This window comes from Jeotgalibacillus sp. ET6 (assembly GCF_029667115.1).
GTDB lineage: Bacteria > Bacillota > Bacilli > Bacillales > Jeotgalibacillaceae > Jeotgalibacillus.
Map to the genome: position 1 here is coordinate 85390 of NZ_JARUIU010000008.1, position 13972 is coordinate 99361.

The 13972-nt window shown below is 40.4% G+C and carries 12 protein-coding genes; 10 read left to right on the forward strand and 2 right to left on the reverse strand.

Going from position 1 to position 13972, the window contains the following annotated elements; genetic code table 11:
* Positions 1 to 83: 83 nt before the first annotated feature.
* From motA to P6709_RS16295, 7 genes are all read left to right on the forward strand, one after another.
* Complete coding sequence (motA, locus tag P6709_RS16265) at positions 84 to 884, forward strand: flagellar motor stator protein MotA (protein ID WP_278241996.1); 801 nt, start codon at positions 84 to 86, stop codon at positions 882 to 884.
* Positions 871 to 1701, forward strand: a complete 831-nt coding sequence (gene motB, locus P6709_RS16270) for a flagellar motor protein MotB (protein ID WP_278241997.1) — start codon at positions 871 to 873, stop codon at positions 1699 to 1701. The genes motA and motB overlap by 14 nt, the downstream gene beginning before the upstream one ends.
* 479 nt (positions 1702 to 2180) lie before the next feature.
* On the forward strand, positions 2181 to 3554 hold the full coding sequence (locus P6709_RS16275; protein WP_278241998.1) for an alanine/glycine:cation symporter family protein: 1374 nt from the start codon (positions 2181 to 2183) through the stop codon (positions 3552 to 3554).
* Between the two features lie 146 nt (positions 3555 to 3700).
* Complete coding sequence (locus P6709_RS16280) at positions 3701 to 5845, forward strand: PAS domain S-box protein (protein ID WP_278241999.1); 2145 nt, start codon at positions 3701 to 3703, stop codon at positions 5843 to 5845.
* 484 nt (positions 5846 to 6329) lie between these two features.
* Positions 6330 to 7322, forward strand: a complete 993-nt coding sequence (locus P6709_RS16285; RefSeq protein ID WP_278242000.1) for a class I SAM-dependent methyltransferase — start codon at positions 6330 to 6332, stop codon at positions 7320 to 7322.
* Between the two features lie 72 nt (positions 7323 to 7394).
* Positions 7395 to 7907 carry a type 1 glutamine amidotransferase domain-containing protein gene (locus P6709_RS16290; protein ID WP_278242001.1) on the forward strand — a complete coding sequence of 171 codons (513 nt, stop codon included), beginning with the start codon at positions 7395 to 7397 and terminating at the stop codon, positions 7905 to 7907.
* A gap of 239 nt (positions 7908 to 8146) precedes the next feature.
* A complete protein-coding gene (locus P6709_RS16295; protein ID WP_278242002.1) occupies positions 8147 to 9898 on the forward strand; it encodes a methyl-accepting chemotaxis protein in 1752 nt (583 codons plus the stop codon).
* Between the two features lie 243 nt (positions 9899 to 10141).
* On the opposite strand, the gene P6709_RS16300 is transcribed toward P6709_RS16295, so the two are convergent.
* Complete coding sequence (locus P6709_RS16300; protein ID WP_278242003.1) at positions 10142 to 10369, reverse strand: DUF1128 domain-containing protein; 228 nt, start codon at positions 10367 to 10369, stop codon at positions 10142 to 10144.
* 78 nt (positions 10370 to 10447) lie between these two features.
* The gene (locus tag P6709_RS16305) at positions 10448 to 11809 is read right to left on the reverse strand and encodes an alanine/glycine:cation symporter family protein (RefSeq protein ID WP_278242004.1); all 1362 of its coding nucleotides are present in this window, start codon (positions 11807 to 11809) and stop codon (positions 10448 to 10450) included.
* A 175-nt stretch (positions 11810 to 11984) separates the two neighbouring features.
* Between P6709_RS16305 and P6709_RS16310 the strand changes: the two genes are divergently transcribed.
* The 3 genes from P6709_RS16310 to P6709_RS16320 are packed head-to-tail and all read left to right on the forward strand — an operon-like array spanning position 11985 to position 13898.
* The gene (locus tag P6709_RS16310; RefSeq protein ID WP_278242005.1) at positions 11985 to 12449 is read left to right on the forward strand and encodes an arsenate reductase/protein-tyrosine-phosphatase family protein; all 465 of its coding nucleotides are present in this window, start codon (positions 11985 to 11987) and stop codon (positions 12447 to 12449) included.
* 13 nt (positions 12450 to 12462) lie between these two features.
* A complete protein-coding gene (locus P6709_RS16315; RefSeq protein WP_278242006.1) occupies positions 12463 to 12882 on the forward strand; it encodes a YtxH domain-containing protein in 420 nt (139 codons plus the stop codon).
* Between the two features lie 23 nt (positions 12883 to 12905).
* Positions 12906 to 13898, forward strand: a complete 993-nt coding sequence (locus tag P6709_RS16320; RefSeq protein WP_278242007.1) for a YihY/virulence factor BrkB family protein — start codon at positions 12906 to 12908, stop codon at positions 13896 to 13898.
* Positions 13899 to 13972: the final 74 nt, after the last annotated feature.

Genomic DNA, 13972 nt, shown 5'->3' on the forward strand with positions numbered 1-13972 from the left:
TAAAAAATAAAAATCTAAAATGCAGTCCATGTTTACCGATATAAAGAAAGTAAGCAAGAAATCTGTGAATGTAGGTGAAATGATTGGATAAGTCCACGGTATTTGGAATAATATTCGGATTTTTAGCGATTGGCATTGGTATAGTACTGAAGGGTGTAGAGCCGAGTGCTCTTTTAAATGGTCCAGCTTTAATGATTATCATTTTAGGAACGGTTGCGTCTGTGACCATTGCATTTCCCATGTCAGAATTAAAACGTGTTCCGAAGCTTTTTGGCATTCTTTTTAAAGAAAACAAATCAACGGATGTTAAGCAGGTCATCAGGATGTTTGGTGAATGGGCAGAGCTTGCTAGGAAAGAAGGCCTGCTGGCTCTTGAAACAAAGACAGAAGAAATTGAAGATTCTTTTTTACGAAATGGTCTTGGGTTAGCAATTGACGGCCAGAACGCAGACTATATTAGAGATGTACTGTCAGAAGAAATTGATGCGATGGAAGAACGTCATCTTTCAGGAGCATCGATCTTTACCCAGGCAGGAACGTATGCCCCCACACTCGGCGTTTTGGGAGCGGTTGTAGGCCTGATTGCTGCACTTGGCGATATGAATGATACAGAGGCACTGGGACATGCGATTTCTGCTGCTTTTATTGCTACTCTGCTAGGAATTTTCACCGGCTATGTTTTATGGCATCCATTTGCCAATAAACTAAAAAGGAAATCAACAAATGAAGTGATGATCAAAAATATGATGATTGAAGGCATTTTATCTGTTTTGGAAGGAGAGGCGCCCAGAGTCATCGAGCAAAAGCTTGCATCTTATCTGCCAGCGAAAGAAAGAGAAAAGCTAATGGATGAAAGCGGGGCGGTTGAAAGTGTCGAGGCGTAGAAAAAAACATAAACACGAAGAGCATGTAGATGAGTCCTGGCTGCTTCCCTATGCGGATCTGTTAACTTTACTTTTAGCGCTGTTTATTGTGTTATTTGCAAGCAGCAGTGTGAATGAAGCTAAGTTCCAGCAAATGTCACAGGTTTTCAATGATATCTTTACAGGCGGAGAAAACGTGCTGGATTATGCCAGCCTGATTGAAGAAAACGATGAGGAAGATCAGATTGACCCTGTAGATGGAGCCAATGAAACGGACATGGAATTAACAGAAGCAGAGCAGACGGTTCAGGAAATTCTGGATGTGCAGGCAGAACGGGATTCAGCTATTGCGAGAGACCAGGAAGAACTAAAGGAAATTCAGCGTGCCATTAATGAATATATATCTAAAAACAATTTGAACGATCAATTTGCCACCCAGCTGACAGATGAAGGGCTTTTGCTGACCATCCGGGATAATGTCCTATTTGCTTCAGGATCCGCAACGGTTCAGGCCTCTTACAGCGGAGCAGCAGAAGAAGTTGCACAGCTTCTTGAATTTGATCCGCCACGAAATGTGATTATATCCGGACACACTGATAATGTACCGATTGGAAGTGCCGACTTCAGTTCTAACTGGGAATTAAGCGTGATGAGAGCAGTTAATTTTATGAAGCTGGTGATCAATAATCCGAACCTCGATCCGCAATGGTTCAGCGCAAAAGGCTTTGGAGAATATCAGCCAATCGCTTCAAATGATTCTGAATCAGGCAGAGCACAAAACAGAAGAGTGGAAATTTTAATTTTGCCTAAGGTATCCAGTGATGTTGTTAGTCGATAACATAAATAGACAATGGATGTGCCGTTCCAGCCTTCGCCTTCATAAAATTAACAGGATACTAGAATCAAATAGGGTATAGACACATTTAAGAGAAGTTTAAATTGCATGAGGCGGATAAAGCGGGAGGTAGCGGCGCTCTGCAGGATATGACGGTTGCTGAAGACTTTACAGGAGGGCGCTCTGAAAAGGCTCAGCGTCGTATCTGTTTCCGCCTGAAGTCCAATGAACCGGCCGTAGAGCTTGAGACACTTGTCTCAGGCTATTTTTCGTTTCTCAGAAAATACTTACTGAAAGACAAAACAAATTTAGAGACACTGGATAGGATGCTGAGCCACTTATCAGCCACTTTGCACTTTAAAAGCAATTATCCTAATATGTGACAAAAAATATCAATTTTCTTGTTTAGTTTGCATCAGGCAGGGAAAACCATTTATTAGTTAACTTTACATAAACTATTTACTTAAAAGGGGGAGAAGTATTTGGAAGGTTTTTTAGAAGGAGTGGCTACTTTTTCAGAGCAGCTGTGGGGTTATCCATTAATCGCTATTTTACTATTTTCGGGAATCTTTATGACTGTAAAACTCGGTTTTATTCAGTTTCGCTATCCTATTTATATTTTTAAGCAAACATTCGGAAGTATTTTTAAGAAGCCAAAAGGCGAAGGGACGGTTACGCCATTTCAGGCTCTGACCTCAGCATTATCCTCAACGGTCGGGGCTGCAAACATTGTCGGAGTACCCGCTGCCATTATGTTTGGAGGACCAGGTGCAGTCTTTTGGATGTGGGTAATTGCCTTGATTGGAATGTCACTTAAATTTTCCGAAAGCGCATTGGCTGTTCATTACCGCGAAAAAAATGAAGCAGGAGAATTTGTCGGCGGTCCTATGTACTATATGACAAAAGGACTTGGAATGAAATGGCTTGGTATTTGGTTCTCCTTCGCTCTAATGCTTGAACTGATTCCAAGTATTATGGTGCAGGGAAATTCATTATCAAGCACCGTTGAAGAGTCTTTTAATATTCCGGCTCTTTGGACAGGAATTGCAGTAGCGGTAATTGTGGGGATCATTGTATTTGGCGGGATTAAGAGAATTGGCCAGGTCACACAGATTTTTATTCCTTTCATGGCTCTTGTTTATGTTGGCGGAGCGCTTGTTATATTGTTTATGAATTTAAATATGCTTCCTGAATTTTTTAACTTAATCTTCTCTAATGCTTTTTCTCCAGCACCTGTAGTTGGTGGATTCGCCGGTGCAGCAATCGTTGATGTCATTCGCTGGGGGTTTGCGCGTGGTTTGTATTCCAATGAAGCAGGACTCGGTACAGCGCCAATGGCTCACGCAGCTGCTCAAACCGACCATCCCGTTCGTCAGGCCTTCTGGTCAATTGGGGGAATCGTTGTTGATACTTTAGTCATTTGTACGGCAACTGCTTTTGTTGTTTTATCTTCCGGGGTTTGGACGGGAGAAAATGCAATGGAGAACAGCAGTGCACTAACAACGATTGCATTTGAAAGCTATTTTGGTACCTTTGGAAGCATCCTTGTAACGGTATCGTTAATCTTCTTTGTACTTTCAACGATCTTGGTTATCATCTTTTACGGAGCAAAGCAGGCAGAGTTTTTATTCGGCTTAAAAGCTTCCTACGCTATTCAATTTGTTTATTTGGCTGCCATCGTCTTAGGTGCAGTTGGAGCTGCAGAAGTGATCTGGGGCTTCCTGGATATCATGCTTGCTGCGATTTTAATTCCTAACTTAATCGCAATCCTGCTGTTAAGCAATAAGGTAAAAGAACTCAAACATGAATTTTTTACTTCAGATAAGTATTATTTAAAAGACATTAAGAAAAAGTAAAATAAAAAGCGCAAGGCCAGCAATCAGGGTTTTGCGCTTTTTCGTATAGTATAATATAAACACTGATTAGAACCGCTTAAAATCTTTCATTCATACTATAAAATTGATAAAATTGTATCAACAACATATAGAGAGAGGGAATGTATATGGAGCATATCCCGCAAAAAAGAAAATTCTATAAAAAGCAGAATGAAAAACCGGTAGCTATTGTAGATGAGAGGCTGCAAATAGTCGGAATGAATGACTCACTCACCAAATTATTTAGTTTAAATAAGACGAGTTCATCCACTTTTCTAACGGATTTTGATGCCTTCCGCAACATAAATTTACTCTCTTGCATAATAAATGCATTTAAGGGAAATCAGGAGATCACTTCTGAAATGACTCTTCCTACTCTATCAGGTGAAGAAGCCATAAGGATCACAGCCGCTCCTTCAGATTATGGCAAAGAAAAGATCAGACTGGTTCAAATCACTTTTGAGGACTGCATTGAGCAGAGTGTAGACAGTTCATCAGCAAATGCTTTTATAGGAAATAAAGAAGTTCCATCCATCTCGCATTCTGTATTTTTATTGAAATTAAAGAAAGACAAAGACGATTTCGTGATTAAATTAGGTACGGGGAGCTTATTTAAAAAATTGAAATTAGACCCCCAGACGTTGAAAAATCAAAAATTGCATTCCGTTTTCCCAAAACAGGAGCTTGAGAACTATGTGCCTCTGTGCCACAAGGTTTGGGACCAGCAAATTGAAGCTACTTATGAGGGGACGATCTGCGGACTTGAATTTATCGCCTCTGTGATACCTGCTGTGGAAGAAGGGATCACCACAGAAATTATCTGCCTTGTAACAGACATAACAGATATGAAAAATACACAATGGGAACTGGAACGAAATAAGCAAAAGTATCAGTCCTTAATGTACGATCATATAGATAATGTTTTTCTTATTGATCGTGATTATATTGTAAGAGAAATTAATTCTGCTGCTGAAAAAAGGATGAAAATTTCGAATGATACACTGGTAGGCAAGGATTATCGTGATTTTGTAAGGCCTGACAGATATGAAATTACGAAAGAATATCTGCAGAAAGCATTGGCTGGCGAGGCGCAGTCCTACAACACAGTCATCCGTAATTCTGACGATAGTGAAAGTCATATCAGCTGTACATTAGTACCGATTGTGATTGATGGTAAAATAGAGGGAGCGTTTGGAGTCGGCAGAGATATTACCGAAATTGTTAAAATGGATCATAAGCTAAAGGAAACAGCGTATTTGCTCGAAGCTTATTTTAATCATACAAACGATGGAGCTTCTTTATTGTCTGAAAGTGGATTATTTCTTGCTATGAACCATAAGTTTGAATCTATTTTCGGACTGCAAAAGGAAGAATTCATGGGCAGAAGCATTCAAGAGCTTTTCCACGAAGATCTGTCTTCTGAAGACAAAGAAAACATCAGCAATGCGTTAAAAGGGGACGATCTTGAGTATCTTGAAACCACATTCCGGAAAAAAGACGGAAAAGCCTGTACGATTTCTCTCCATATGTCTTCAATCCGCTCTAAAAAAGGAACAGTTATTGGAATAGCTGTCATTGTTCAGGATCTGTCTACTTTAAAAACAACAGAGGACTTGCTGAAAAAATCCGAACAGCTGGCACTTGTTGGTCAGCTTGCAGCAGGGGTGGCTCATGAAATCCGCAATCCCTTAACTACATTAAAAGGGTTTCTGCAGCTTCTGGGAGAAGAGCAGAATGCATCTGCTTATATAGAACTGCTTCAAAATGAACTAAACCGTATTGAATATGTTACAGGGGAGCTGCTAACTCTCGCGAAGCCTCAGGCCATTACTTCTAAAATGAATTCACTGAAAACGATTATGGTTCAATCGGTAGAATTTATAAAAATTGAAGCACTAAAAAATAATGTCAAAATTGCTCTCTCAATTGAAGAGGTAGCGTGTGAATGTGAATCACATAAAATTAAGCAGGTTTTTCTTAACTTATTCATGAATGCAATTGAAGCAATGCCAGGCGGCGGTACACTCACTGTTATTCTTGAGAAAGAAGATGCAAAAGCAATCGTGACAATACAAGACACTGGCACCGGCATAGATGAGGAGCGTCTGAGGAAGCTTGGCGAACCATTTTACAGCACGAAAGAGAAAGGAACGGGACTAGGGTTAATGATCTGCAGAAAGATCATAGAAAATCATAAAGGTTCATTTAAAATAGAAAGTAAGTTGAATAAAGGAACAATTGTAAGACTGACAGTGCCCCTTACCAGTTCCTGAAATTAGACATAGATAAACCAAGTAAAAGAGGTGAGAGCCTGGGACAAATGTGTCTCAGGCTTTTTGACTGGTCAGGTGTTTGAGTCGCCTCTACTCTACGTCCTTCATGCTATTTATACTGCTTAAGCTGGTGCATTCCGATTACATCGATAGGGTATATCTTTCTTAAATTTTTTTTCATAGGTCTCTAAGCAATCTCTAAACTGGTTAGAAAAAAGGTGTTATTGCGTAAATTAGACTATTTTTTACATAAAGCTATAAAAAAACACATTTATTTGTTTTCTTTTTAATCAGAAAGGATACACAAAGGAGTATAAGTGTTGCAGACAGTAGAAGTTCAAGTGTAAATGGCTTTATTCTGGAATCACTTGTTCAGGGATAAGTAGATATTACAACGAAATTATCGTACATATTTATTCTTTCAGTGCATGAGGTTAGACCATACAAATAAAAAGAGATTTCCTTTGAAAGGGGAAGACCGAGGATGATAAAAGACTTGCAGAATATGTGGAAAGCAAGAATATGGATGAAAACAAACGTACCATTTTTATACAGCTGGCATGCCTATGTCGGTTTTGACTTAAATTTATTTGAAGCATTTAAACGCCCAGTGAGAGTAGAGGATGTAGCAGATGCTTATGATCTGGAGCCTGAGCTGCTTGAGCAATGGGTAGAGGTTGGAGTTGCATTAAAGCATTTGAAAAAAGATGATAAGGGCAGGGTAAGCATCAAAAAATCCTGGAAGCTTCCGAAAGGCAAAGAGAACCACCCTTCTTCCGGAGATTTGTTAAAAGAAATGATGGAGCTGCATATTCCGTCCTTGCTTTCCTATCCTGAATTAATGAGAGAAAAGAAGCGCAATCATTTTGATTCAGAGCAGCACGCGCCTACAGTGGCAAAAACGTCTACTCTGTTGGAGCTGCTCGCCTTCCATTTAATAGACCGGAATGTAAAAAAACACGATGTGAAGTCAATATTGGACATCGGGTGTGGAGAGGCAGGTTATTTGATCCGTCTTGCAAAGAAATATCCTGATCTAAACCTCAAAGGGGTTGAAATCAGCAAAGAAGTTGCTGAGAGTGCCAAGGAAGCTTCTGGTCCCTATGAAAATATTGAAATTATTCATTCTGATATAGAAGAATATGAACCAGAAGAGCCTCTTGATTATGTAATGGTTAACAATTTGCTGCACTATATTAATCCTGAAGACAGGCAGGCATTCTTTGAACGGTTGTCCGAAATTATAAAAGAAAATGGGATTGCAACCATCATATCTCCACTGCAAAAAGCAAAGCATGGCAAGCAGTTCTCAAGTGCATTTAACAGTTTCTTTTTAACCTTCGACAACTTATATCCAATTCCATCTGAAGATGAACTGCGTGAGATTACGGAAAAAGCAGGCTTTAAAATGGACAAGCCCTCTGCGATTATCAGAGAAGGCGGATGGTTTATCGTGAAAATACAAAAGGATTCTTAATGTATGTTTAATTTCCTCTTCTGGTGGAAAATAACTTATATGAATCAATTTATTTAGAAGGAGATGTTTTCATTGGCTAAAATTGCAACAGTTTTAACAAGCTATTTCGAAGATGTAGAGTATACAGATCCTGCTCAATCTTTTAAGGAAGCTGGTCACGAAGTCGTGACTATTGAAAAAGAAGCAGGCAGTCAGGTAACAGGAAAACAGGGAGAAGCTACTGTAACGATTGATAAGTCAATCGATGATGTCTCTCCTCAGGACTTTGATGCACTCTTTATTCCAGGCGGCTTTTCACCGGATCTGCTCCGCGGAGATGAGAGATTTGTGGCATTCGCAAAATCGTTTATGGATGACAAAAAACCTGTATTTTCAATATGCCACGGTCCACAGCTGTTAATCACAGCTAAATCACTTGAAGGTCGAACTGCAACCGGATTTACTTCAATTAAAGTGGACATGGAATATGCAGGCGCCACATACAAGGATGAAGAGGTCGTTGTTTGCGGGAACCAGCTCGTGACAAGCCGTACACCTGATGACATCCCTGCTTTCACCAGAGAAGCTTTAAAATTACTATCATAATGTAACCAAGAAATAAAGGAACCGCCTTAGTCTTCCGTTCAAGGAAGCTGAGGCGGTTTTTTCGTGTGGATCTAATACAATTTGTTTATCAGATTAAGAAAGTACTTGCCCATAGTTTTTATTTAGAATTTTTTTATATGATCCTCTTTTTTTGTTTCCTCTATTTACAATAAATAGTTTAGGTCGATATACTTAATAGATAAATAGTACTTTTGTTTTATACATAGGGGAGGAAGAAAATGAAAAAGCTGAAATGGAAACTGCTTGTTTATTTCCTGGGTGTCATATTATTAATTATAGGCTTATCTGGTTTTACGGTGTTTAAAGTGAATGAAATGAATGCGCATACAAAAGAGATGGTGGATTCTGATATGGCTATGCTGACGCTTGATCAGGAGAAAAAATATAATATTTCACAGCAGATCGCTTTAACGAGAGGCTATCTTTTATATGGAGAGCAGGATTACAAGGAAAGATTTTTGGCGCTTTCAGAGCAAAATGATCAAATTTCTGAACAGCTTCAGGAATTAAGTGCCGGCAGTGATGTCAGTTCGGTTTTGACGATCGCAAGAGTCTGGCAGGATAATGTGGAACAACGGGTATTCAGTATGTATGACAGTGGAAGAGAAGAAGAGGCAAGAGTGTTTTTCCGTTCAAATTATGAACCCACAGCGAGGTCATTGATGGACAGTTTGACGACTCTGTCTGAAGAACAGCAGGCGAAGATGGATCTTGCTATTTTAGAAAACGAGGCACAGGCTGAAAACATGATTTTGACCATAGTTGTCGTGACCTCTATCGTTTTAGCAGCTTCTTTTGGATTAAGTATGCTTGCAGCCCACCGGATTACCAAACCAATACGCATGGTTACTTCAAGAATGAAAGCGATTGCGAGAGGACAGCTCCCTGCCGACCCGCTTATTATAAACAGCAAGGATGAGCTCGGCACATTAGTAAACACTGTAAATGAAATGAATACACAGCTCCGGCATTTGGTATCAGATATAAATTCAGTTTCATCAACCGTTTTATCACGGGGGAGTATGCTCTCTTCCCATGCAAGTGAGGTTAGGGAGGGCAGCAGCCAAATTGCAAGTACGATGATCGAGCTTGCTGATGGTGCCGGAATTCAAGCTGAATCTTCCAGTTCACTAAGTCATAAAATTACTGCTTTTTCTAACGAAATCTCATCTTCCGCCTCGCTCGGGGAACAAGCCCGGGATACAGCAGAGAAAACACTTGTGCTGACGAAAGAGGGAGCAGCGAACATGAGCGAAACCATTCAAAAGGTCCAGGATATTAACCATAACTTTAAGCTTGCAATGAACCGGGTGGAAGGGCTCGACAGTCAGACTGAAAATATCAGCCAGCTTGTGCAGGTAATACAGCAGATTGCAGACCAAACGAATTTACTGGCTTTGAATGCTGCGATAGAAGCAGCACGAGCCGGTGAGCATGGCAGAGGCTTTGCGGTCGTTGCAGATGAAGTTCGCAAGCTTGCAGAACAAGTATCTTCATCCATTTCAGGCATCACATCAATCATTTTAACGATCCAGACAGAATCAAAAGAAGTAGTGGAAGTGTTAAAGCAGGGGTATGGTCTGGTTGAAGAAGGAACGGATCAAATGGAAAAAACGAATCAATCCTTCTCAAGTATAAATGACCAGGTTAAGCAGGTGTCAGCAGAAATAACAACAGTGGCGAATTCCCTCTATGATGTCGTAAAGAGGACAAATGAAATTAATCAGAATATCGAACAAATTGCAGCGGTTTCTGAAGAGGCTGCTGCAGGGATTGAAGAAACCTCAGCAAGTGCAGAAGACGCTTATTCTACTATGCAGCAGGTATTTGAAACAGCGAAGGATCTTGAACAGGATGCAGAACAGTTAAACGTTCATTTATCTCAATTTAATGTAGAGCAGGAAATACACACCCCTGTAGAAGAAGAGGAAAAATCAATGAGCGAAAACGAGGTTGAAAAAGCTTCATAGAAAAAGAGCTTGGGACAAAAGTGTGTCTCAAGCTCTTTGACCGGTTCGGCTGCGCTTCAGGCGGACGCTTTCCGCAGGGACGGCGCTGAGCCCTCCTCAGGCTCTGCCTTTCGGGGTCTCAGCTTGCCGTCATGTCCTGCAGGAGTCGCCACCTTCCGCTCCGCTCACCTAATACTAGTAATAAATAATATCGTCATTTTTTAAACTTTTTTGAGTTTTGTAACAGCCTCTTTTAAATAAAATCTATTGATTTTTACGCAAATTACCCAGTTCTTCAGCAATTGCCTGCATTTCGCTTGGGCTGAAATTATCGCGTTTCATAACCATTGTATACAGGTCATGCAGTTCTTCGTACATTTCTTCATCAAAATGTGTGGCTTTAATTGCGCCTGCATTTACAATTCTTAAGCGATCTTTAATTTGGTCAATCATATATTCAGCGTTTTCAGTAGATTTTACAGACAAATTCATCTAATCTTCAGTCCCTTCGATCCGTCATCTTCATCTTTCCATGATTTAATCGATCTGTCAATAAGAACTGAAAAGAGTTTAAGCAGTTTTGCGTTTCTCTGCTTTCTCTTCTTTTATTTTCTTTTGAATCTGCTTTGTTTCATAAACGACTACACCTGAGAGTCCAAGAAGACCAATTAAGTTAGGGAATGCCATCAAGCCATTCATCACATCAGAGAATAGCCAAACTACATCTAAGGAAGCAACTGAACCGATCATGACGGCAATAACAAACAAGACGCGGTACCATGTATTCAGTTTTTTTGAACCCACTAAATACTGAAAACATTTTTCCCCGTAGTAAGACCAGCCAATTATCGTAGACGCTGCAAAGAAGACAAGTCCAATCGTTACGATAATGGGGCCAAAGCCGCCTATGAAATGTTCAAAAGATGCGGAGGTTAATGCTCCGCCTTCCAAATCTCCACCTTCATATAACCCAGCCATAACAATTGTAAGACCGGTTATAGAACAAACAATCAGTGTATCAAGGAACACCTGTGTCATAGAAACGAGTCCCTGGCGTCCTGGCATATCGGTTTTGGCTGCCGCCGCTGCAATAGGGGCAGAACCAAGACCCGCTTCATTTGAAAATACTCCACGCGCAACTCCGTACCGGATGATGGCACCAATTACACCGCCCGCAATGGCATCATTTCCAAAAGCCTGCGAAAAAATAGTAGCAAATGCATCAGGAATAAGAGAAAAATTCAAAATCATGACAATAAGTCCTGCTGCTAAATAAAATGCAACCATAATAGGGACGAAAAGTGAAGTAACTTTTCCGATGCTTTTAATTCCGCCAAGTATCACCAAAGCTGTGAATACTGTAAGTACAATTCCCGTAATCCACGTGTTAATTCCAAAAGTATCTGCCACTACATCTGAAACAGAATTTGATTGAACCATATTTCCAATTCCGAATGCTGCAACTGCTCCAAATAGAGCAAAAAGGACACCAAGCCATTTTTGTTTCAGTCCTCTTTCCAAATAATACATCGGACCGCCGGACATCTCACCGTCCTCGTCCTGCACACGATACTTCACCGCGAGAACTGCTTCAGCATATTTTGTAGCCATTCCAAAAACGGCAGAGAGCCACATCCAGAAAATAGCGCCAGGTCCGCCTAATACAACTGCGGTAGCAACACCTACAATGTTTCCTGTACCCACAGTCGCAGCCATTGCAGTCATCAGAGACTGAAAGTGAGAAATATCTCCTTCCGATTTTTTGTCCTGATTTTTTGAAAATGCCAATTTTAATGAATAAGCTGTCAATCTGAACTGTATTCCGCCTAAGCGGAGTGTAAGATAAATTCCTGTGCCGACCAATAGAATCAGCAGAGGAGGTCCCCAGACGAGACCACTCACTTCACCAAGAAACTTCTCGAGTGCTTCCATCAAACTCCCCCTTTAATTTTCCTGTCAAAAAACTAGAATACAGTAACTTCCCCTTAAAGTAAATATTCCGAATATTAATAAAAATATAAAATGCTTTGCTTCAAAGGATTTTTAAGGTTTCAAACTGCCTATTTAAGGTAAAATAAAGAGGAGAATAAAAGTTGGAGGATTTTAAGTGAAGCATGTATTATTCGTTGGAAAACAGAATAATTGCCGTTCGCTGCTTGCAGAAGCAATCCTGAAAGATAAACTCGTGAGGGAGAACCTCAGTGAGCGCATCCATGTGAATTCTGCGGGAACCTTCCAATGGCAGAATAAAGATGCCGCAGATAAGACGATCACAGCGGTACTTGAGGAGCACGGACTCCCCACCGAAGGCCTCCATCCCAAGCAGCTTGAAAGACACAATCTTGATTCTGCAGATTACATTATCTCTCTTGACCGGGAAGTACTGAAGGATCTGGAAAAACTCGCACGAAGCTCTTCACACAGGTCTCATTACTTTTTATTGCTTGAATTATTCCATTCGTATACTTTGGACGTTCCGAATCCATATTATACGAAGGACTTTGATGAGGCTTATCGCCTAATTGATGAAGGTTGTAAGGCATTACTAAATAAAATAAAAGAAACTAGTTAATGGAGGAATTTACATGGCGGGAAACAAATTGTCAACAGGAATTTTATTAGGTGCAGTAATTGGCGGAGCTGTGAGTTTATTCGATAAAGAAACAAGAAGAAGTACAATCGAAGCTTACAGAAAAAGCAGCCGTGCCATTTCTTACTATTCAACACATCCAAAAGAATTATCCCAGCAGACTAAATCAAAAGTTGAAAAAATAAAAGTAACCGTAGAGCAGATCCAGGAGGATTTTGAATTTCTATCTTCTAAGCTGGATGAGGTGAAAGATATGACTCCACAGCTCAAGAATATTTTAGTTGAAACAAAAGAGACATTTGAAACTTCTGGAGAAACATATAAGCACGCACTTAGCAGCGAGGAAACTGAGGATGAGAATCGTTCGGATTTATTTCTTGAGCGAAACAGCCCTGAGGGAAAAAAGACAGTATAAAATCTGAAAGCTGGAGGGATTACATGTCTGAACATAAAAAAAATTCAAATGCAATTCCTCAAAGTACAAATAACAGAAACAGTGAAAGCAGCAGACAATGGAAAGAAGGAATGAAGAATAGACATCTTGAGGATATGACAGAAGCAATACATACAGGAGCCAGGCAGGGAGATTATAATTCTCCCGGTGGTTTTATGAAGGAAGTGCTTGGCAGATTTACCCGAGCTGACACACCCGGACTTGGAGCACAGCTGGCTTACTACTTTTTATTATCGCTGTTTCCTCTTTTAATTTTTGCAATTGCTCTTATTCCTTATCTGCCGATCACTCAGGATCAAATGCTTGAACTCTTCAGAGAATTTGCACCTGGCGAGTCCATGGCAATAATCGAAACAACCATCTCTGAGGTGGCAACCGGAGAGAATACAGGCTTGCTCTCTGTCGGTTTGCTCGGTACCCTTTGGGCTGCTTCCAACGGGATGAACGCACTGATGAAATCGTTTAATCATGCCTATGAAGTAGAGGAAACAAGACCCTTTATTATTGCACGGGGCATGGCAGTTGTATGGACCATCGTTATGGTAGCTGTTGTCGTCATTGCATTGCTTTTGCCGATTTTCGGACAGCAAATCGGAGAAATTGTATTTTCTGCATTTGGACTATCTGAAGCATTTCTCACGTTATGGAACGTGCTGCGCTTTGCAGTAACTCCATTTGTTTTGTTAGTCGTTTTTATCGGTTTGTATGCATTTATTCCAAATGTGAGAATCAGATTTATTTCTGTTCTCCCAGGTGCGATATTTGCGGCAGCTGGCTGGCTCATTACGTCCTTTCTATTTTCCTTTTACGTTAGCAGTTTTGGAAACTATGCTTCAACCTACGGAAGTGTAGGAGGGATCATCGTATTAATGATTTGGCTGTATTTATCCGGCATCATTATGATGATTGGTGCTCAGATCAATGCCACAATGGCTGCAAGAAAAAGACATAGACCTTCAAAACCGAAAACAGTCTGACGATTTTGAAGAAAGAGTCTTGAGCCATTTCCGGGCAACGAGCTGAAAAGGCTCAAGCCCCTGTTCCAGCGGAA

Excerpts from the sequence above, each read along its gene's own strand:
- P6709_RS16285 (WP_278242000.1), top strand. The coding sequence starts at position 6,330 with ATGATAAAAGACTTGCAGAATATGTGGAAAGCAAGAATATGGATGAAA.
- P6709_RS16315 (WP_278242006.1), top strand. The coding sequence starts at position 12,463 with ATGGCGGGAAACAAATTGTCAACAGGAATTTTATTAGGTGCAGTAATT.
- P6709_RS16305 (WP_278242004.1), bottom strand. The coding sequence starts at position 11,809 with ATGGAAGCACTCGAGAAGTTTCTTGGTGAAGTGAGTGGTCTCGTCTGG.
- P6709_RS16280 (WP_278241999.1), top strand. The coding sequence starts at position 3,701 with ATGGAGCATATCCCGCAAAAAAGAAAATTCTATAAAAAGCAGAATGAA.
- P6709_RS16295 (WP_278242002.1), top strand. The coding sequence starts at position 8,147 with ATGAAAAAGCTGAAATGGAAACTGCTTGTTTATTTCCTGGGTGTCATA.
- P6709_RS16320 (WP_278242007.1), top strand. The coding sequence starts at position 12,906 with ATGTCTGAACATAAAAAAAATTCAAATGCAATTCCTCAAAGTACAAAT.
- P6709_RS16300 (WP_278242003.1), bottom strand. The coding sequence starts at position 10,369 with ATGAATTTGTCTGTAAAATCTACTGAAAACGCTGAATATATGATTGAC.